Source organism: Caenispirillum bisanense (assembly GCF_900230255.1).
Lineage (GTDB): Bacteria > Pseudomonadota > Alphaproteobacteria > Rhodospirillales > Rhodospirillaceae > Caenispirillum > Caenispirillum bisanense_A.
Window position 1 is genome coordinate 73,693 of record NZ_OCNJ01000009.1, and the last position, 19,958, is coordinate 93,650.

Sequence of the window (19,958 nt, forward strand, 5' to 3'; positions counted from 1 at the left end):
TGGAATTGAAATTCATTTCCGCATGGTGAAATTATCCGTCGACGCGCTCCAGCACGGCCGCGATGCCCTGGCCGACGCCGATGCACATGGACACCAGCGCATAGCGGCCGCCGGTGCGTTCCAGCTGGCGGGTGGCGGTGAGCGCGAGGCGGGCGCCCGAGGCCCCCAGCGGATGGCCGACGGCGATGGCGCCGCCGTTGGGGTTGAGGCGGCTGTCGGCGGCGTCGATCTCGAGCAGCTTGAGGCAGCCGAGCACCTGGCTCGCGAAGGCCTCGTTGATCTCGATGACGTCCATGTCGGCGAGCGTCAGGCCGGCGCGGGCCAGCGCCTTCTTCGCCGCCGGCACCGGGCCGAGCCCCATGACGCGCGGCTCGACGCCGGCGACGGCACCGGAGACGACGCGGGCGCGCGGGCGGGCGCCGACGGCCTCGCCGGCCGCGCGCGAGGCGACGATGAGCGCCGCGGCGCCGTCGTTGATGCCCGAGGCGTTGCCGGCGGTGACCACGCCGCCCTCGAACAGCGGGCGCAGGCGCTCCAGGGTCGCGAGCGTGGTGTCGGGGCGCGGGTGTTCGTCGGCGGCGACGACGGCGGGCGGCGTCTTGCGGCCGGTCGGCACTTCGGCGGCCAGGATCTCGGCGTCGAAGAAGCCTTCGGCGCGGGCGGTCTCGAACTTGGTCTGGCTGGCGAGCGCGAAGGCGTCGGCCTCGGCGCGCGTGATGCCGAGGTCGCGCGCCACGTTGTCGGCGGTCTCCGGCATGGTGTCGGCGCCGTACTGGCGGGTCACCAGCGGGTTGGGGAAGCGGGCGCCCATGGTGGTGTCGTAGACGGTGGCCTGGCGGCTGAACGGCGTTTCCGCCTTGCCCATGACGAAGGGCGCCCGGCTCATGCCCTCGACGCCGCCGGCGATGTAGAGGTCGCCTTCGCCGGTGCGGATGGCGCGGGCGGTGTCGATGAGGGCGGCGAGGCCGCTGCCGCACAGGCGGTTGACCGTCTGGCCGGCGACCTCGATGGGCAGGCCGGCGCGCAGCAGGGCGTTGCGGGCGACGTTGCGGCTGTCTTCGCCGGCCTGGTTGGTGCAGCCGATCACCACGTCCTCGATGGCGGCGGCGGCGAAGGGCGAGCGCGCGACCACGGCGGCCAGCACCTGGGCCAGCATGTCGTCGGTGCGCAGCGGGGCGAGCGCCCCGGCGTGGCGGCCGAAGGGGGTGCGCAGGCCGTCGTAGATGAAGGCGTCGGTCATGGGGCGGTTCCGTCTCTCGATCTGGGGGCGCGTCAGGCTTCGGGGGTGGTCAGCGGCACGCCGAGCAGGGCGCGGCGCTTCAGCCAGGGGCTCGGGCGGTAGCGCGGATCGCCGTAGAAGGCGTGCAGCCCCTCCAGGATTTCCAGGATGCGCCGCGGCCCGACGTCGTCGCCGAAGCGCAGCGACCCGCGCGGGTAGCCGAGGCCCAGCTCGACGGCGACGTTGACGTCCTCGGGCGCGGCGATGCGCTGCTGGGCGATGTCGGCGCCGACGTTGACGATGCCCGCCACCATGCGCTGGGCGATGAAGCCGGGGCTGTCGTGGATGACCGTCACCGCGCTGCCGTCGGCGGCGAGCAGGGCGTGGGCGAGGTCGCGGCAGGCGGCTTCCGTGATGGGCGTGCCCATGACGGTGCGGCGGCCGCGCAGGTCGAACAGCATGTCGACGGCGACCACGCGGCGGGCGTCGAGCCCTTCGTCCACGGCGCTGGTGGTGGCGTCGGCACCGAACGGGGTGACGAGGCAGACCGCCTCGGCCGAGGGCGTGTCGCCGGCTTCGACGGTGGCGCCGGCCTCTTGCAGCACGGCGCGCAGGCGGTCGGCGGCGGCGGGATGGCGGCGGCTCACCCACACCGGGCGGGCGTCGGCGGCGACGGACGGCACGGCGGGCTCGGCCGGCAGGGCGGGCTTGCCGTCGGCGTATTCATAGAAGCCGTGCCCGGTCTTGCGGCCGTAGAGCCCCGCCATCTGGCGCTGCTTGCCGATGTAGTTGGGGCGGTAGCGCGGTTCCTCGTAATACTGGTGATAGATGGACTCGATCACCGTCTGCGACACGTCGAGGCCCGTCAGGTCGAGCAGGGTGAAGGGGCCCATGCGGAAGCCGGCGGCCTCGGTCATCACCCGGTCGACGTCGGCGAAGGAGGCGATGCCCTCGCTCACGATGCGCATGGCCTCGGTGCCGAAGGCGCGGCCGGCGTGGTTGACCAGGAAGCCCGGCGTGTCCGTCGCCAGCACCGGCCGATGGCCGAGGCGGCGGCCGAGCGCCATGAGGGCGTCCACCGCCCAGGCCTCGGTGAGCGTGCCGCCGATCACCTCCACCAGCCGCATGAGCGGCACCGGGTTGAAGAAGTGGAAGCCGGCGATGCGGCCCGGCCGCTGCGCCCCGGCGGCGAACCCGGTGACCGACAGCGACGAGGTGTTGGTGGCAATGATGCACTGCCCATCCACGGCGGCTTCCAGGCCGTCGCGCACGGCGTGCTTGATCTCCATGCGCTCGGCGACCGCTTCCACCACCACATGGCAGGGGGCGAAGGCGCCATAGCCGGCGTCTGGCCCGGCGTCGGTGCCGCGCACGCGGGCGGCGGCGTCCTCGGCCTCGGCCTCGGTCAGCTTGCCCTTGGCGGCCTTGCGGCGGAGCATGTCGGCGACGAAGGCGCAGGCCTCGTCCACCGCCTCGCGGCGGGCGTCGGCGAGCAGCACGGTGATGCCGGCCTCGGCGGCGATCTGGGCGATGCCGCGCCCCATGATGCCGGCCCCGACGATGCCGAGGACGAGATCGGGGCGGGCGGCGTCGAGGACGGTCGACGAATCGGTCATGTCGGCGGGGTCCCTTGGTCGGTGGGGCTCAGCGGCCGGTGAAGGTGGGGCGGCGCTTCTCGATGAAGGCGGCCATGCCTTCCTTCTGGTCGGCGGTGTCGAACAGCAGCTGGAAGGCCTGGCGCTCGATGAGCAGGCCGGCCTCCAGGGTCTGGTCGGCGCCGGCCAGCACCGCTTCCTTGATCTTGCGGGCGGCGAGCGGCGGCAGGCGGGCGATGCCGGTGGCGATTTCGACGGCGCGGTCGAGGGTGCGGTCGTCGGGCACCACTTCGGTCGCGAGCCCCATGGCCTCGGCCTCGGCGGCGGAGACGGGCTCGCCGGTGAGCAGGATCTTCATGGCCTTGAACTTGCCGACGGCGCGTACGAGGCGCTGGGTGCCGCCGGCGCCGGGCATGATGCCGACCTTGATTTCCGGCTGGCCGAACTTGGCGCCTTCGCCGGCGACGATGACGTCGGCGTGCATGGCCAGTTCGCAGCCGCCGCCCAGCGCCCAGCCGTTGACGGCGGCGACGAGCGGCTTCGGGAAGTCCTTCACCGGCGCCCACAGGCGTTCGGAGGCGCGCAGCATCATGTCGGTGGGCGAGGCCTCGGCCATGGCCTTGATGTCGGCCCCGGCGGCGAAGACGTCCGGCCCGCCGGTCAGCACCACGGCGCGCACCGACTCGTCGGCGGCGAGTGCGGTGAAGTGGGCCGCCAGCTCCTCGCGCAGGGCCGGGGACAGGGCGTTGCGCGCCTCCGGCCGGTTCAGGCGCAGCAGGGCGACGCCGCCGTCCAGGGTCTCGCGCAGCACGGCGGGTTCCGCCATCCGATCCTCCCTTGTTTCGTTGTACGAAATTCAATTTCGTGTTCTTGACGGGCATCGTAGTTCGTGCCACGGTCGGCGGCAACAGGTTTTTCGAAACTGTTTTTCACGATGCAAAATAAACACGAGGAAGGTCCGAGATCATGGCGTTGGACACCGAAACCCTGAACCAGCTCCTCGACACCGTCGGCCGCTTCGTCGAGCAGCGCCTCCGCCCGCTGGAGCAGCGCGTGGCGGAAGAGGACCGCATCCCCGACGAAGTCATCCAGGAGATGCGCGACCTCGGCCTGTTCGGCCTGTCGATCCCCGAAGAGTTCGGCGGCCTCGGCCTGACCATGAGCGAAGAGGTGCAGGTCGCCTTTCGCCTCGGCCGCACCTCGCCGGCCTTCCGCTCGCTCATCGGCACCAACAACGGCATCGGCTCGCAGGGCATCGTCATCGACGGCACCGACGAGCAGAAGGCCCACTACCTGCCCAAGCTGGCGGCCGGCGAGCTGATCGGCTCGTTCTGCCTGACCGAGCCCAACAGCGGCTCCGACGCAGGCTCGCTGCGCACCAGCGCGCGGCGCGACGGCACCGACTTCATCCTGAACGGCACCAAGCGCTACATCACCAATGCGCCGCAGGCGGGCGTCTTCACCGTCTTCGCCCGCACCGAGCCCGACAGCCGCGACGCCCGCGGCGTGACCGCCTTCGTGGTGGACGCGACCCTGCCGGGCATCAGCCTCGGCCCGGTCGACAAGAAGATGGGCCAGAAGGGCGCGCATACCTGCGACGTCATCTTCGAGGACGTGCGGGTGCCGGAAAGCGCCATCATCGGCGGCCCGGCGCGCCTCAACCAGGGCTTCAAGACGGCCATGAAGGTGCTCGACCGCGGCCGCCTGCACATCGGCGCCGTGTGCTGCGGCGTCTCCGAGCGGCTCATCGAGGATGCCCTGCGCTACGCCATGGACCGCAAGCAGTTCGGCCAGCCCATCGCCGAGTTCCAGCTGATCCAGGCCATGCTGGCCGACAGCAAGGCCGAAAGCTACGCCGCCCGCTGCATGGTGGAGGAAACGGCGCGCCGCAAGGAAGCCGGCGTCAACGTTTCCACCGAAGCGGCCTGCTGCAAGATGTTCGCGACGGAAATGGTCGGCCGCGTCGCCGATCGCGCGGTGCAGATCCACGGCGGCGCCGGCTACATCGCCGACTACGACGTCGAGCGCTTCTACCGTGACGTCCGCCTGTTCCGCATCTACGAGGGCACCACCCAGATCCAGCAGCTGGTCATCGCCCGCAACATGATCCGCGAGGCCCAGGCATGAGCGGCGGCGGCGACGACACCGTCGACCTCGCCGCCTTCCCGCGCCGCATCCACGAGCTGCCCGACCGCTGGCGGCGGGAGCGTCCCGCCGCCCCGGCGCTGGTCGACTTCGACGGCCGGGAGCTGGATTACGCGGCGCTCGGCGATGCGGTGGACGCGGCGGAGCGGGTGCTGCGCGAGGCCGGCGTGCGCGGCGGCGACCGGGTGATGCTGCTCAACGAGAACTCGGTCGCGACCGGTGCCTTCCTGTTCGCCTGTTCGCGGCTGGACGCCTGGGCGGTGCTGCTCAACGCCCGGCTGGCGGCGCCGGAGGTGGCGCGCATCCGCGACCACTGCCGGCCGCGCGCCATGGTGTTCACCCACCTGTGCTCGCGCGACGCCGCCCGCCACGGCACCGACGCCGGTGCGGCGGAGGTGACCGACCCCGGCTTCGGCGCCGTCCTGGTCGCCGGTGGGCTGGAGGCCGAGCCGGAGCCGGTGAGCGACGATCCCGCCGGCCAGGTGGCGGCCATGATCTACACCTCGGGCACCACCGGCCAGCCCAAGGGCGTGATGCTGACGCACCGCAACGTGCTCTTCATCGCCATCGTCTCGGGCCGCCAGCGGGCGCTCGGGCCGGACGACCGGGTCTATGCGGTACTGCCCATCAGCCACGTCTTCGGCCTCGCCTCCACCTTCCTCGGCACGGTGAACGCCGGCGGCTGCCTCGTGCTGGTGCCCAAGTTCGACCCGGCGCACCTGGCCGATGCGCTGGCGGGCGGCGTGACCGTGTTCCAGGGCGTGCCGGCCATGTACGCCAAGCTGCTGGAGTACCTGGAGGGCGCCGGCCGCACGCTGGAAGTGCCGCGGCTGCGGTACATGTCCTCGGGCGGCGCGCCGCTCGACCTCGACTGGAAGCGCCGCATCGAGGCCCGCTTCGGCCTGGCACTCAACAACGGCTACGGCCTGACCGAGGCCTCGCCCACCGTCTCCCAGACCCGCATCGACGGCCGCCGTGACGACGACAGCATCGGCCCCGCCCTGCCGGGGCTCGAGGTGCGCATCGTCGACCCCGAGGGCCGCGACGTGCCCGAGGGCGAGGTCGGCGAGCTGTGGGCGCGCGGCCCCAACATCATGAAGGGCTACTACCGCGACCCCGCCGCGACGGCCGTCGCCGTCACGCCCGACGGCTGGCTGAAGACCGGCGACCTGTGCCGCCGCGACCCCGACGGCGCCCTGTTCCTGGTCGGCCGGGCGAAGGAGCTCATCATCCGCTCGGGCTTCAACGTCTATCCGCCCGAGGTGGAGACGGCGCTGAACGCCCATCCCGCCGTCACCCACAGCGCCGTGGTCGGTCGTCGCGTCTCCGGCAACGAGGAAGTCATCGCCTTCGTCGAGGCGGTGCCCGGTTCGGGCGTCGACGAGGCGGCGCTGAAGGACTTCGTGAAGGACCGCCTCGCGCCCTATAAAAGGCCGCAGCGCATCTTCGTGGTGGACGCCATGCCGGCGTCGGCCACCGGCAAGGTGCAGAAGCATCGCCTCACCCTGCTGGCCGAGGAGATGTGTACGGCGGACGAGGAGACGGGTGCATGACGGAAACGACGGCGGCGGCGGCGGAAACGCTCGACAACCTCGCCTGGGAACAGGCCAACGGCAGCGGCCTGCAGGAGCTTCTGGGTTACCGGCTGGTGGAATGGGAGCCCGACCGGGCGGTGGTGGAGCTGGAGGTCGGGCCGCAGCACCTCAACCGCGCCGGCCTGCTGCACGGCGGCGTGCTGACCACGGTGCTCGACACCGCCAGCGGCTACTCGGGCTGCTTCTGCCCGGTGCCCGGCCACATCCGGCGCACCCTGACCCTGTCGCTCACCACCAACTACCTGGGCCAGATGCGCAACGGGCTGTTGCGGGTGGAGGCGCACAAGCGCGGTGGCGGACGGCGGCTCTACTTCGTCGATGCCACCGCCACCGACGGCGAGGGCAACCCCATCGCCACCTCCACCGGCACCTTCCGCTACCACCGCGGCAGCGAGAATCCGGAAGGAACACCGCGATGAGCCCCGACCTCGCGACGCCCTTCGACGTGCGCCGCCAGGGGCGCGTGCTGGTGCTGACGCTCAACGACCCGGCGACGCGCAACGCCCTGCACCCCGCTATCTACACCGCCGGCCTGGCGGCCATGGAGGCGGCGGACGGCGATCCGGCGGTCGGGGCGGTGGTGCTGACCGGCGCCGGCGGCACCTTCTGCTCGGGCGGCAACGTCGGCCGCCTGCGCGAGCGGCGCGAGCAGCCGCCGGCGGTGCAGCGCCAGTCCATCGAGCACCTGCATGGCTTCATCCGCGCCCTGCGGCGCTCCAGCCTGCCGGTGATCGCGGCGGTGGAGGGGGCGGCGGCCGGGGCCGGCTGGTCGCTGGTGCTGGCGTCGGACCTGGTGGTGGCGGCGCGCGATGCCCGCTTCTCCATGGCCTACGTCAAGGTCGGCCTGAACCCGGACGGCGGCGCCTCGGCCTTCCTCGCCCGCGCCCTGCCGCCGCCGCTGGCGGCGGAGGCGCTGTTCGACGGCGCGCCGGTGGGGGCGGAGCGGCTGCACGCCCTCGGCCTCGTCAACCGCCTGACCGAACCCGGCGCGGCCTTCGACGAGGCGCTGGCCTGGGCCGAGCGGCTGGCGAATGGGCCGCGCGCCGCGCTCGGCCGCGCCAAGCGGCTGCTGGAAGGCGCCCTGCGCCACGACCTCGACACCCAGCTGGACCTGGAGGCGGAGCTGCTGACGGAAGCGGTCCACCACCCGGAAGCCGGCGAGGGCCTGACCGCTTTCCTCGAAAAGCGTCGCCCGCAGTGGGTGAAGGCAGGAGAGTAGCCTCAGCGGTAGCCGCGCCGCAGCAGGTCGGCTTCCACCGCGCGCACCATGGCGACCAGCATCGGCCCCACTTCCTCGCGCATGCGCGCCTCCGTCAGCACGAAGGACGGGCCGCCGATGTTGAAGGCGTGCACCGTCTGACCGTCGGGCGACAGGAAGGCGGCGCCGGCGCCGTTGATGTCGGGCATCCAGGTGCCGACGCCGAGGCAGAAGCCGGTGGTGGCGATTTCCTTTTCCGCCTGCTCGATGTGCGCCCGCAGGTCGGGCCAGTCGGCGCCCTCGGCGGCGGCGAGGGCATCCATGACCGGGCGGCGCTGGCCCTCCGGCGCATGGGCGAGCCAGGCCCAGCCCATGGAGCTGTGGCCGATGGGCAGGCGGGTGCCGGTATCCATGTGCAGGATGACGTGGGAGACGGCGCGCTGCACCTCGATGCACACCATGCTCAGGCGGTCGCGGTCGCCGAGGCCGACGGTGGCGCGGGTGGCGGCGGCGAGGTCCTGCATGTGCGGGCGGGCGACGTCGCGCACCACCATGCTCGCCATATACGCCTGGGTGAAGCCGAGCACGCCCGAGCCCAGGCGGTACTTCTCCAGCTTGGCGTCCCACCGCAGGTAACCCAGTTCCGTCAGCGTATAGGTGATGCGCGAGACGGTGGGCTTGGGCAGGCCGGTGCGGGCGGCGATCTCCTGGTTGCCGAGCAACGGGTCGGCGGCGTCGAAGGCGCGCAGCACGTCCAGCCCGCGGGCGAGCGCGGTGATGAACTGGCGGTCCTTGCCGCCGCTCGCGGTGTCGTCGTCGGCGCCAGACAATGCGGCGTCGTCGGCCGTCACCCTGGTGCGCCACGGCTTGCGCGTGCTCATGCGCCCGGTCCTTCCCTCGGTTTCCCTGCGGGGGCCTGTATAGCGCAGAATTTCGCTGGTCGAAACGGGCCTGTCAGGCGCGGTCGAACGGGTCGTCCGCCAGCCGCCGCCCGGCCTCGGCATAGTCGGCGGCGAGGCGGTCGACCAGGGCGGCGACCGTCGGCACGTCGGCGATGCCGCCGACACCCTGGCCGGCGCCCCAGATGTCCTTCCACTGCTTCGGCCGCTTCTCGTGGTTGCCGATGGACACCTCGCCGAGCGGCTGCAGGGCATCGGGGTCGAGGCCGCAGCGCTCGATGGACGGGCGCAGGTAGTTGCCGGGCACACCGGTGAAGGCGGGCGTGTAGACGATGTCGGCGGCCCGGCTGTCGCAGATCATGCGCTTGTAGTCGTCGGGCGCGTTGGCCTCGGCGGTTGCGATGAAGCGGGTGCCCATGTAGGCGAGGTCGGCGCCCAGCACCCGCGCCGCCCGCACCGCCGCGCCCGAGCCGATGGCGCCGGCCAGGACCACGAGGCCGTCGAACTCCGCCCGTACCTCGGGCAGCAGGGCAAAGGGGCTGAGGGTGCCGGCATGGCCACCGGCGCCGGCCGCGACCAGGATCAGGCCGTCGACGCCGGCGCGGATGGCGCGGCGGGCGTGGCGCAGGGTGGTGACGTCGTGCAGTACGAGGCCGCCATAGCCGTGCACCGCGGCCACCACGTCGTCCGGCGCGCCCACCGAGGTGATGACGTAGGGCACCCGGTGGCGCACCACCGTCGCCAAGTCCTGCTCGAGGCGCGCGTTGGAGCGGTGGACGATGAGGTTGACGCCGAAGGGCGCCGGCCGCCCGCCCGCCGCCCGGTCGATGGCGAGCGCGCCGGCGATGGTGGTCAGCCAGTTGTCCAGCGCCTCCGCCGGCCGGGCGTTGAGGGCGGGGAAGGAGCCCGCCACCCCGGCGCGGCACTGGGCGATCACCAGCTCCGGCCCGGACACGATGAACATGGGCGCGCCCATGACGGGCAGGCGCAGATCGGCGAAGGCGGCGGGCAGGGACATGGCGGCGGTCCTCGACATGACGGCGCGGCAGGGTGGACACCGCGATGGCACCACAGGGAGAGATATTCCGCAATGCAGTTTTGCATTCCGCTATGCGGAACTCGCGGCGGCGGGCGCGGCGCCGTTGAATCGTCGGGCGTCTTCCCCTAGATTGACCAGTGTTCCCGCCCCGTCGCCGGATGCCCATGAAATCGCCGCTGCTTTCCCTGCTGCTGGTCGTCGCGCTCCTCCTCTGGGGCGCCGCCGGGGCATGGGCCGGGCCGGCCGATCCGGCGCACATGGCCGAAAGCCACGCCGCCGGCGCCCATGCCGCCGAGTGCAGCCTGGAGGCCGCCGCAGCCGACGCCATGGCGGACGCCGATCACGGCCACGACGGTCCGGGCGGCCTGCTGCACGGTTGTTGCCTCGCCGCCTGTTCGGTGGTGATGGACGCCGTGGCGCCGACGCCGCAGCCCGCCGGCGGGCGCATGCTCGCCGTTTTCGCGGTGGCGCACGACGATGCCGCCTCGCTGCCGAGCCTGCCGCTGCGCCGCCCGCCCAAAGCCCACGCCTGAGAGCCCGCTTTCGCTGATGCCGCCGCCCCGCCCGGGCGGTGCCCCCTCTCGCGTGGACGATCGACTCCATGACCCAGATTTCCGTGCGCGGCGCCCTGGCCGCCGCCCTGCTGCTCGCCGTCGCCTCCGGCACGGCGCAGGCCCAGTCCTTGCCCTTCGGCGCCCCCGCCGACCCCGCCGCCGCCACCCGGACCGTCGAGGTGGTGATGCGCGACAACTACTTCGAGCCTGACGCCCTGTCGGTGAAGGCGGGCGACGTGGTGCGCTTCGTCATCCGCAACGAAGGCTCGGCGCTGCACCAGTTCCACCTGGGCACCGCCGCCATGCAGGCCGAGGAACAGAAGCACATGGCCATGATGGTCGACCACGGCATGGTCGGGCAGCATGGCATGGACCATGGCAAGATGAAGATGGATCACGGCAGCCATGCCACCATGCCCGCCATGACCCACGACGCCCCCAACAGCGTGCTGGTCGAGCCGGGCAAGACGGTGGAGGTGGTGTGGCGCTTCGCCGCCGGCGCCGACGACCTGGAGGTCGCCTGCACCATGCCCGGCCACTACGAGGCCGGCATGACCGCGCCCGTGGCCGTCGGCCGCTGACGCCGGAGGACATCGCATGATCCCGCGCATCCTCCGCACGGCCGCCCTCGCGCTCGCCGTCGCCGCCGGTCTGTCGGTCACCGCCGGGCAGGCCGCGGCCGCCTCCGCCCCGACCGCCACCTTCGCAATCACCATCGACGAAACCACCCTCGCCCTGTCGGACCGCACGGTCACGGGCATGGGCATGAACGACTCCATCCCCGGCCCGACGCTGCGCTTCACCGAGGGGCAGGAGCTGGAGGTCACCGTCACCAACCGGCTGGACGAGGACACCTCCATCCACTGGCACGGTCTGATCCTGCCCTCCTCGCAGGACGGCGTGCCGGGCCTCAGCTTCCACGGCATCAAGCCGGGCGAGAGCCACACCTACCGCTTCCCCGCCCAGCAGAGCGGCACCTACTGGTATCACAGCCATTCCGGCCACCAGGAGCAGCGCGGCGTCTACGGCGCCATCGTCATCGAGCCCAAGGCGCGCGAGCCCTTCCGCTTCGACCGCGAGTACGTGGTGATGCTGTCGGACTGGCACGACACCGATCCGAACCGCATCCTGTCGAACCTCAAGCGCCAGCCCGACTACTACAACCGCGGCCAGCGCACGGCGGCGGATTTCTTCGCCGACGCTGCCGACAAGGGCCTCGGCGCGACGCTTTCCGACCGCGCCGACTGGGGCGGCATGCGCATGATGCCGACCGACATCGCCGACGTGTCGGGTTACACCTTCCTGGTCAACGGCCGCGATGCCGCCCAGAACTGGACCGGCCTGTTCGCGCCTGGAGAGCGGGTGCGGCTGCGCTTCATCAACGCCGCCGCCATGACCATCTTCGACGTCCGCATCCCCGGCCTGCCCATGACGGTCGTGCACGCCGACGGCAACGCCGTGCGGCCGGTGCCGGTGGACGAATTCCGCATCGCCGTCGGCGAGACCTACGACGTCATCGTCCGCCCGACCGAGGACCGCGCCTATACCCTGTTCGCCGAATCCCTCGACCGCGCCGGCTACGCCCGCGCCACCCTGGCGCCGCGCGAGGGCATGACCGCCGAGGTGCCGGCCCTGCGGCCGCGCCCGCAGCTCACCATGGCCGACATGAACCACGGCGACGGCGGCCACGCCGGCCACGACATGGGCGGCCAGCAGGTGTCCGGGGCCGCGGGTCACGGCGGCATGGATCACGGCAGCATGGGCCCCGGCGGCATGGACCACTCGGCCCACGGCGGCGGCGGCGCCAAGGCCGATCCGTTCTACGCGCCCGGCAGCGGCCTCGTGCCCAGTGCGGCCGACGGCGGCAAGGTGCTGTCCTATGCCGACCTGAAGGCGCAGACACCGCTCTATCCCGCTCGCCCGCCGACGCGCGAGATCGAGATCCGCCTGACCGGCAACATGGAACGCTACATCTGGTCCATCAACGGCCGGAAGTATTCGGATGCCGAGCCCATCCGCCTGCAGTACGGCGAGCGCGTGCGCATCAAGTTCGTCAACGAGACCATGATGACCCACCCCATGCACCTGCACGGGCTGTGGACCATCCTCGACACCGGCGCGGGCGACCTCAACCCGGCCAAGCACGTGGTCAGCGTGGCGCCGGCCACCACGGTCTATGCCGAGGTCGAGGCCGACCAGCCCGGCCGCTGGGCCTTCCACTGCCACCTCATGTTCCACATGGCGACCGGCATGTTCCGCGAGGTGATCGTCGAGGGCGGCCCCGCCGCCATGACGCCCGCCGCCGTCTCCACGCCCGCCGTCACCACCACCACCACCACCGGGCCGACCGCCGCCGAGGGAACCGACCATGCCGCGCATCACTGACCGCCGCCCCCTCGCGGCCGCCGCCGTCCTGGCGGGCCTGGCCGCCGCCACCGCCCCGGCTTCGGCCGCCGACATGCACGAGCCGCTGTTCGGCGCCGTCGAGATCGAGCGGCTGGAGTACCAGGCCTCCGATCAGGCCGACACCATCGTCTGGGAGGCGCAGGCCCGCTACGGCGGCGACACCCACAAGGTCGCCGTCAAGACCACCGGCGAGTACGACCGCGACGCCTCCGCCTTCGAGAAGGCGGAGGGCCAGCTGCTCTACCAGCGCATGGTGTCGGACTTCTTCGACCTCCAGGTGGGTGTGCGCCACGACCTGGAGCCCGACCCGGAGCGCACCCACGCCGTGCTCGGCATCACCGGCCTCGCACCGCACTGGGTGGAGGTGGACGCCGCCCTGTTCCTCAGCGAGACGGGCGACGCCTCGGCCCGCCTCGACCTGGAATACGACCTGCTGCTGACCCAGAACCTGGTCCTTCAGCCGGCGGTGGAGGTGAACGTGGCGTTCTCCGACGACACCGCGGCTGGCGTTTACGCCGGGGTGACGGGGGTGGAAGCCGGGCTGCGGCTGCGCTACGAACTCACCCGCGAGGTGGCGCCCTATGTGGGCGTCGCCTGGGAACGCGCCTTCGGCAAGACCGCCGACCACATCCGCGCCCATGGCGAGGACCCCGAGCGGGTCGCGCTGGTGGGCGGCCTGCGGATCTCGTTCTGATGCGCCGGTTCACCCAGGAACGGAGGATCCCTCCCATGACCCGCACCACCCTGGCCGCCCTGGCCCTGGCCGCCGTGCTGCTGCCGGCGGCCGCCGTCGCCCACAGCGGCGCCACCGGCGTCGTGAAGGAGCGCATGGCGCTCATGAAGGAGATGGGCGACGGCATGAAGCGCCTGTCGGCCATGCTGCACGGCGAGGCGCCCTACGACGCCGCCGCCGTGCGGAAGGAGGCCGAGGCCATCGCGGCGCACGGCGGCGAAGCCATGCTGAAGGGCTTCCCGCCCGGCAGCCTCGACCACCCGACGGAGGCGCTGCCGGTGATCTGGAGCGAGCCGGAGCGGTTCCGCGCCCTGGCGGAGGAGGTGACGCGGCATGCCGAGGCCCTGGCCGCGGCGGCCGATCATCCCGACGCCGGCAAGGCCATGGCCGGTCACCCCCACACGCCCGACATGGACGCCGCCATGGGCAACCCGTCCATGCACGCGATGATGGGCGGGGCGCCGTCCATGCACCAGATGATGGGGGGCGATGCTTCGGCGGCGCCGGCGCCGACGGCGGCGACGCCGCAGGCGGCCTTCATGCAGCTCACCCACACCTGCGGGGCCTGCCACGACACCTATCGGGCGAAGACCCACTGATGCGGCGGTCGGCTTTCGCCGTGGTCGCCCTCGCCGCACTGGCGGCGGGGGCGGCGTCCGCCGCCGCGGCGGAGTTTCCCGACGGCGACGCCCGCCGCGGCGCCTATCTCGCCCGGCTGGCCGGCTGCATCGGCTGCCACACCGATGCGGCGGCGGGCGGCGCGCCGCTGGCCGGCGGGGCGGCCATCGAGACCCGCTTCGGCACCTTCCGCCCGCCCAACATCACCCAGCATGCCGAGGACGGCATCGGCGGCTGGAGCATCGCCGATTTCGCCCAGGCGGTGCGCCAGGGGCTCGCGCCCGACGGCAGCCCGTACTATCCGGCCTTCCCCTATCCCTCCTACGCCGCCTTCAGCGACCAGGACATCGCCGATCTCTACGCCGCCTTCCGCACCGTGCCGGCGGCGGCGGGCGGGCGGCAGGGCAACGACCTGTCTTTCCCGTGGTCGGTGCGCCAGGGACTGCACCTGTGGCGGGCGCTGCACCTCGACGCCGCACCGCCGCCGCAGGACCCGGCGCGGTCGGAGGCGTGGAACCGCGGCGCCTGGATCGTCGAAGGCCCCGGCCACTGCGGCGCCTGCCACACACCGCGCGGACTGCTCGGCGGGCAGGATGCCGAGGACGCGCTCACCGGCAGCAGCGACGGCCCTGGTGGTGGCCCCGGTGGCGGAAAGGTGCCGGCCATCACGGCTGCGGCGCTGGCGGAGAAGGGATGGACCGCCGACAGCCTCGCCACCGCCTTGCAGACCGGCCTCGGGCGGTCCGGCGACGCCTTCGGCGGCGGCATGGGCGAGGTGGTGCGCCACAGCACCGCCTGGCTGACGCCGGCCGACCGCGCCGCCGTCGCCGCCTACCTGCTGGAACCCTGAACCGGCAGCAGGGTCATGCCCTCGGCGGCGGCGAAGCCCGCCTCCGCCGCCAGCCCGAGGCCGACGGTCAGCAGCAGCCCGGCGGCGACGGTGGCGGCGGTCAGGCGGCCGAGGGTGGCGCGCGGCGCCTGTGGCGGGGCGGCGAACACCATGGGCGCCACCACCCGCAGGTAATAGGCGAGCGACACCACCGTATTGGCCACCGCCGCCACGGCGAGCCAGACATAGGCGCCGTCGAGCGCCGCCAGGAACAGCGTCAGCTTGCCGAAGAACCCGGCCAGCGGCGGAATGCCGACCAGGCTGAGCACGGCGACGACGAAGGCGATCGCCGTCCATGGCCGCTCGGTGGCGAGGCCGGCCCAGGCGGCCCGATCCGTCAGTCCGCGCAGGTGGACGACCACGGCGAAGGCGGTCAGGTTGGCGACGGCATAGGCGGCCAGGAACAGCATCAGGGCGGGCAGGGCGGCATCGGTCAGGCCGACCACCGTCACCGCCATGAGCGCATAGCCCGACTGCGACACCGAAGACCAGCCGAGCAGCCGCCGCACGTCGTCCTGCCCCAGCGCCCCCAGGTTGCCGACGGTCATGGTGGCGACCGACACCGCCGCCACCACCGGCCGCAGGGCGAGCGCGTCGGGCGGCACCAGGCTCACCAGCCGGGCAAGCGCCACGGCGGCGCCGATCTTCGGCACGACGGTCAGGAAGGCAGCCATGGGGGCGGGCGCGCCCTCGGCCACGTCGGGCATCCAGGTGTGGGCCGGCACGGCGCCCAGCTTGAAGGCGAGCCCCACCACCGCCAGCGCCGCCCCCGTCAGCAGCAGCGGCGAGCCGACGCCCGGCGCCGCCAGCGCCGCCGCCATGGCGGGAAAGCCGGGATCGCCCAGCAGCCCGACCAGCAGCGCCACCCCCAGCACCAGCAGCACGTTGGCGAGCGCGCCGACGAGGAAGTACTTCATCCCGGCTTCGACCGAAGGCGCCCAGTCGCGGTGCCAGGCGGCCAGCGTATAGCCGGTGACCGAGGACAGGAGGACGCAGATCACCACCTGCAACAGGTCCGCCGCCGCCGCCAGCCCCATGGCCCCGAGGGCCGAGAACAGCAGCACGGCGTAAAGCTCGCCGTGGCGGCGGTCGGTGGCGAACCAGCGCGGGCACAGGGGGATGACGGCGGCGGTGGCGGCCAGGATCATCAGGCGGCCCCAGCGGCTGGCGTCGTCCAGCGCCCACACGCCGTGGAAGGTGAGGCGGTCGGCGCCGGTCTGGCGCGTCACCAGCCAGCCGGCGACGGCGAGCCCGGCGAGCGCCAGCCCGGCGCACAGGCCATGCGTCCGCTGCGGCGTGAAGGCCGCCGTCAGCAGCACGACGACGGCCGTCAGCAGCACGGCGATCTCCGGCAGGATGTCGCCGATGGGCATGTCAGGGGGCTCCGGCGATGACGGCGGCGGTGCCGGCGTCGACCAGGTCCAGCAGCCAGCGCGGATAGACGCCGATCCCCACCACCAGCACCAGCAGCACGCCCAGCACCGCCGTCTCCCGCGCGTCCAGGTCGGGGAAGCGGCGGCGGTGGCGTTCCGGCAGCGGTCCGAAGAACAGGTCCTGCACCAGCGTCAGGAACAGCGCGGCGGTAATCAGGATGCCGAGCAGCCCGACGGCGGCGAGCCAGGGGTAGACGGCGAAGGTGCCGGCGAAGATCTGGAACTCGGCGACGAACCCGGCGAGGCCGGGCAGCCCGAGGCTCGCAAAAGAGGCGACGATGGTGGCGGCGGTCAGGCGCGGGGCGATGCCGGCGAGGCCGCCGTAGCTCTTCAGGTCGTAGTCCTGCGCCCGCTGCCAGAACGACCCGGCGATGAGGAACAGGGCGCCGGTGATGAGGCCGTGGGCGATCATCTCCACCACCGCGCCGGTCAGGGCCAGCTGGCGCGCCTCGGCGGCGGCGGTGCCGGTCAGGGCACCGGCCACCGCGATGCCGAGCACGGCATAGCCCATGTGGTTGACCGAGGTATAGGCGATGCGCCGCTTCATGTTGCGCTGCCCGAAGGCGACCAGCGACCCCCACAGGATCGACACGACGGCGACGATCGCCAGCACAAGCGCCCAGCGGGCGAAGGTCTCGGCCATCATGGACAGCGGCAGGCGCACGAGGCCGTAGGTGCCCATCTTCAGCAGCACGCCGGCGAGGATCGCCGAGGCCGGTCCCGGCGCATCCACATGCGCCGGCGGCAGCCAGGTATGGAATGGAAACAGCGGCGTCTTGATGCCGAAGCCGACCGCGAAGCCGAGCAGCACGAGACCGCCGTACAGGGTGGTGCCGGCCAGCGGCTGGGCGGCGATCAGGGTCCGCATGTCGAAGGTGAGCGGCGCATGCGCCAGCACGAGGCCGAGAATGGCGAGCAGCAGGGCGAGCGACCCGGCCAGCGTATAGACGAAGAACTTCAGCGCCGCCGCCTGCGCGTCGCCATGCCCCCAGCGGCCGATGAGGAAGTACATGCCGACCAGCGACAGATCGAAGAACACATAGAACAGCAGCAGGTCGAGCACCAGGAACAGGCCGAGCGACACCCCCTGCAGGAACAGGAACCACGCATAATACTGCCGCGCCCGCCCCTGCACGTCGGCCGGCCAGGCGATGGCGGCGATGAACAGCAGCGCGCTCATGAGGGCCAGCGACAGCGAGATGCCGTCGACGCCGACCCGCCACGCCACCCCCAGGCTCGGCACCCACGGCACCTCGCTCACCGCCTGGAAGGCGGGGGCGCCGCTGCCGGTGTCGAAGCCCGCCCACACCGGCAGCAGCAGGGCGAGCGGCACGGCGCTCACCGCCACCGCCAGCCAGCGGGCGGCCGTCTCGGGCAGGCGCAGCAGGGCCAGCGCCAGGGCGCCGAGCAGGGGAACGAGGATGGCGAGCGTCAGGGACATGGGCGGCTCAACTCACGAGGATCAGGACGAGGACGAGGGCGCCGGCCCCCGCGACGAGCAGGGTGTAGTAGTGATGGGAGAGGCCGCTTTGCAGCCGCCGCACGTCGTCGCCGGCCAGGGCCGCCAGCCGCGCCGCACCCTCGGGCAGGCCGTCGCTGACCGGCTCGCCGACCCGGTCGCCCATGCGGGCGAGCCAGGCACCGAAGGCGGCCGTCAGGGCGACGCCGCGATCCACCACCCGCCGGTCGCCGGCTGCCAGGGTGCGGCGCACGGCAGCGGCGAGGCGGGTGACGCCGCGCGGCAGGGCGTCCAGCACCCGGTCGTCGAGCCATCCGGCGGCGGTCGACAGGCGGGCGAAGGGGCGGGCGACGGCTTGGTCGAGAAGGGTCGGCAGCCCCAGCCAGTCGGCGGCGGGGCTGTCGATGCGGCCGCGGCGGGCGAGCAGGCGGCCCGCCAGCAGCCCGGCCGCCACCAGCAGCAGCGAGGCGGCGGTCTCCCACGCCTTGCCGGGCGGCAGCGGCACGCCCAGCGCCTCGGCCACCGGCGGCAGCCACAGCAGCGACAGGGCGACGGTGGCGGCGGCGAGCAGGGCCACAGCAGCCACTTCCCCGCGCGCTGGGGCGGGGCCGTCGGGGGCGTCGTCGCGCCGCGCCCAGGCCATGACGTGCAGGCGGGCGGCATAGGCGGCGCTGAGCGCGCCCGCCAGCATCACCGCCCCGGCGAGCCAGGGGGAGAGGTGGCCGGCGGCGGCGATGACCTCTTCCTTGGTCCAGGCGGCACCCAGCGGCGGCACTCCGGCCAGCGCCAGGGCGCCGATGGCCGCCAGCGCCGCCGTGCCCGGCAGGGCGGCGCCGAAGCCCATGCGGTCGAGCGCGTAGCTGCCGGCCCGCTTGCCCGCCATGCCGGCGGTGAGGAACAGCAGCGCCTTGAAGCAGGCATGGGCGATCAGGTGCAGCAGGGCGACTCCCGGATACCCCGCCCCGACCGCCACGAACATGAGGCCGTACTGGGCGGAAGTGGAGGCGGCGAGCAGCTTCTTGGCGTGGATCTGGAGGCAGGCGACCACGCCCCCCGCCAGCGCCGTCGTCAGCCCGACGCCCAGCACCGCGCCGCTCCACCCCGGCACCTCGGCGAAGGGGTCGTGCAGGCGGATCAGCACATAGGCGCCGGCGGCCACCATGGTGGCGGCGTGCAGCAGGGCGGAAACGGCGGTCGGCCCGGCCATGGCACGGAACAGCCAGGGTGCGAAGGGCACCTGGCCCGCCTTGGCCGCCGCCGACAGCAGCACGCCCCAGGCGGCGACCGCCTTCGCTTCCGGCGGCAGGGCGGCGAGGCCGTCGTAGGCGAAGGTGCCGGCGCCGGCGAAGGCGGCCATGGCGGCGGCGAACAGGCCGAGGTCGCCGAACCGCGTTACCACGAAGGCATAGAGGCCGGAGGCCGGGTTGCCCGGCTCCCGCCAGTGGTGGGCGATGAGCGCCCACGACAGCGCCCCCACCAGTTCCCACCCCATGAGCAGGGTGAGCAGGTCGGCGGCGATCACCAGCAGCAGCATCCCGCCGGTGAAGGCGAGCAGCAGCCCGACCAGCCGGGCGAGGCCCTCCGCCTCCTCGTGCAGCGCCGCCCACACCGTCACCGGCAGGGCGACGGCGGGCACCAGCACCGCCACGGCGGCGGCCATGGGCGGCAGGGCGGCGGACAGGACGAGCGTATCGCTCCACGCCAGCGCCGCCCGGGCGCCCGAGGCCTCGACGGCCAGCGCCAGCGTCGCCGCCAGCACCCCGGCCGCCGTCACCGCCAGCCCGGCGCGGGAGCGCAGGCCAGAGACGGCGACCAGGGCACCGGCCACCGCCGGCAGCAGGGCGAGGAGCCAGGGGGTCACTGCTTCAGCGTCCCCAGGCTCTCGGTGGTGTCGGCCTGCCGCTTGCGGTAGACGGCGACCACCAGGGCGAAGCCGACCGCCATCTCGACGGCCATGACGGCCATCACCAGGATCGCGAGAAGCTGCCCCTCCGGTGCCCCCGCCAGGCCGAAGGACCACAGGCCGATCACCGCCAGCAGGGCGCCGTTGAGCATCAGCTCCAGCCCCATCATCAGCATGACGAAGGACTGCTGCGACAGCGCCCCATAGAGGCCGATGCCGACGAGCGCGGCGGCGACGAGAAGAACGGACGTCAGGGTCACGGCGGCGCCTCCG

The 19,958-nt window shown here is 73.0% G+C and carries 19 protein-coding genes; 10 read left to right on the top strand and 9 right to left on the bottom strand.

Annotated features, from left to right (window positions below; all coding sequences use genetic code 11):
* Positions 1 to 31 precede the first annotated feature (31 nt).
* Genes CRP50_RS18840 through CRP50_RS18850 form a run of 3 tightly spaced genes read right to left on the bottom strand, consistent with a single transcriptional unit; the run spans position 32 to position 3,640 of the window.
* A complete protein-coding gene (locus tag CRP50_RS18840) occupies positions 32 to 1,240 on the bottom strand; it encodes a 3-oxoadipyl-CoA thiolase (protein ID WP_097280735.1) in 1,209 nt (402 codons plus the stop codon).
* A gap of 32 nt (positions 1,241 to 1,272) precedes the next feature.
* Positions 1,273 to 2,835, bottom strand: coding sequence for a 3-hydroxyacyl-CoA dehydrogenase (locus CRP50_RS18845; protein WP_097280736.1), 1,563 nt, complete (start codon positions 2,833 to 2,835; stop codon positions 1,273 to 1,275).
* 28 nt (positions 2,836 to 2,863) lie between these two features.
* Positions 2,864 to 3,640 (bottom strand): enoyl-CoA hydratase-related protein, encoded by a 777-nt coding sequence (locus CRP50_RS18850; protein WP_097280737.1) that lies wholly within the window; start codon positions 3,638 to 3,640, stop codon positions 2,864 to 2,866.
* Positions 3,641 to 3,780: 140 nt separating this feature from the next.
* On the opposite strand from CRP50_RS18850, the gene CRP50_RS18855 reads away from it, so the two are divergent.
* Genes CRP50_RS18855 through CRP50_RS18870 form a run of 4 tightly spaced genes read left to right on the top strand, consistent with a single transcriptional unit; the run spans position 3,781 to position 7,773 of the window.
* Complete coding sequence (locus CRP50_RS18855) at positions 3,781 to 4,941, top strand: acyl-CoA dehydrogenase family protein (RefSeq protein WP_097280738.1); 1,161 nt, start codon at positions 3,781 to 3,783, stop codon at positions 4,939 to 4,941.
* The gene (locus CRP50_RS18860; protein WP_097280739.1) at positions 4,938 to 6,512 is read left to right on the top strand and encodes a class I adenylate-forming enzyme family protein; all 1,575 of its coding nucleotides are present in this window, start codon (positions 4,938 to 4,940) and stop codon (positions 6,510 to 6,512) included. The genes CRP50_RS18855 and CRP50_RS18860 overlap by 4 nt, the downstream gene beginning before the upstream one ends.
* A complete protein-coding gene (locus CRP50_RS18865) occupies positions 6,509 to 6,973 on the top strand; it encodes a PaaI family thioesterase (protein WP_097280740.1) in 465 nt (154 codons plus the stop codon). Before CRP50_RS18860 ends, CRP50_RS18865 begins: the two co-directional genes overlap by 4 nt.
* On the top strand, positions 6,970 to 7,773 hold the full coding sequence (locus tag CRP50_RS18870; RefSeq protein WP_097280741.1) for an oxepin-CoA hydrolase, alternative type: 804 nt from the start codon (positions 6,970 to 6,972) through the stop codon (positions 7,771 to 7,773). Before CRP50_RS18865 ends, CRP50_RS18870 begins: the two co-directional genes overlap by 4 nt.
* 2 nt (positions 7,774 to 7,775) lie before the next feature.
* Here the strand turns inward: CRP50_RS18870 and CRP50_RS18875 are convergent, their stop codons facing one another.
* Together CRP50_RS18875 and CRP50_RS18880 are read right to left on the bottom strand one after the other, a co-directional pair.
* Positions 7,776 to 8,633 carry an IclR family transcriptional regulator gene (locus tag CRP50_RS18875; RefSeq protein ID WP_097280742.1) on the bottom strand — a complete coding sequence of 286 codons (858 nt, stop codon included), beginning with the start codon at positions 8,631 to 8,633 and terminating at the stop codon, positions 7,776 to 7,778.
* A 73-nt stretch (positions 8,634 to 8,706) separates the two neighbouring features.
* Positions 8,707 to 9,669 carry an NAD(P)H-dependent flavin oxidoreductase gene (locus CRP50_RS18880; protein WP_097280743.1) on the bottom strand — a complete coding sequence of 321 codons (963 nt, stop codon included), beginning with the start codon at positions 9,667 to 9,669 and terminating at the stop codon, positions 8,707 to 8,709.
* Positions 9,670 to 9,854: 185 nt separating this feature from the next.
* On the opposite strand from CRP50_RS18880, the gene CRP50_RS18885 reads away from it, so the two are divergent.
* From CRP50_RS18885 to CRP50_RS18910, 6 genes are all read left to right on the top strand, one after another.
* On the top strand, positions 9,855 to 10,223 hold the full coding sequence (locus CRP50_RS18885; RefSeq protein ID WP_097280744.1) for a hypothetical protein: 369 nt from the start codon (positions 9,855 to 9,857) through the stop codon (positions 10,221 to 10,223).
* Positions 10,224 to 10,291: 68 nt separating this feature from the next.
* Entirely contained in the window at positions 10,292 to 10,825 is a 534-nt protein-coding gene (locus tag CRP50_RS18890; protein ID WP_097280745.1) for a cupredoxin domain-containing protein, read from the top strand.
* A gap of 16 nt (positions 10,826 to 10,841) precedes the next feature.
* The gene (locus CRP50_RS18895; RefSeq protein WP_097280746.1) at positions 10,842 to 12,629 is read left to right on the top strand and encodes a copper resistance system multicopper oxidase; all 1,788 of its coding nucleotides are present in this window, start codon (positions 10,842 to 10,844) and stop codon (positions 12,627 to 12,629) included.
* Entirely contained in the window at positions 12,613 to 13,344 is a 732-nt protein-coding gene (locus tag CRP50_RS18900) for a copper resistance protein B (protein WP_097280747.1), read from the top strand. Before CRP50_RS18895 ends, CRP50_RS18900 begins: the two co-directional genes overlap by 17 nt.
* Before the next feature lie 35 nt (positions 13,345 to 13,379).
* The gene (locus CRP50_RS18905; RefSeq protein ID WP_097280748.1) at positions 13,380 to 13,982 is read left to right on the top strand and encodes a c-type cytochrome; all 603 of its coding nucleotides are present in this window, start codon (positions 13,380 to 13,382) and stop codon (positions 13,980 to 13,982) included.
* A complete protein-coding gene (locus tag CRP50_RS18910) occupies positions 13,982 to 14,851 on the top strand; it encodes a c-type cytochrome (protein WP_097280749.1) in 870 nt (289 codons plus the stop codon). Before CRP50_RS18905 ends, CRP50_RS18910 begins: the two co-directional genes overlap by 1 nt.
* On the opposite strand, the gene CRP50_RS18915 is transcribed toward CRP50_RS18910, so the two are convergent.
* From CRP50_RS18915 to nuoK, 4 genes are read right to left on the bottom strand one after another with little or no spacing between them, the layout of a single operon-like run.
* A complete protein-coding gene (locus tag CRP50_RS18915; protein WP_097280750.1) occupies positions 14,833 to 16,263 on the bottom strand; it encodes an NADH-quinone oxidoreductase subunit N in 1,431 nt (476 codons plus the stop codon). The two genes, CRP50_RS18910 and CRP50_RS18915, sit on opposite strands and share 19 nt — an antisense overlap.
* A gap of 1 nt (position 16,264) precedes the next feature.
* The gene (locus CRP50_RS18920; RefSeq protein ID WP_097280751.1) at positions 16,265 to 17,764 is read right to left on the bottom strand and encodes a complex I subunit 4 family protein; all 1,500 of its coding nucleotides are present in this window, start codon (positions 17,762 to 17,764) and stop codon (positions 16,265 to 16,267) included.
* Positions 17,765 to 17,771: 7 nt separating this feature from the next.
* Entirely contained in the window at positions 17,772 to 19,643 is a 1,872-nt protein-coding gene (locus CRP50_RS18925; RefSeq protein WP_097280752.1) for a proton-conducting transporter membrane subunit, read from the bottom strand.
* Entirely contained in the window at positions 19,640 to 19,945 is a 306-nt protein-coding gene (gene nuoK, locus CRP50_RS18930; RefSeq protein WP_097280753.1) for an NADH-quinone oxidoreductase subunit NuoK, read from the bottom strand. The genes CRP50_RS18925 and nuoK overlap by 4 nt, the downstream gene beginning before the upstream one ends.
* Positions 19,946 to 19,958 lie beyond the last annotated feature (13 nt).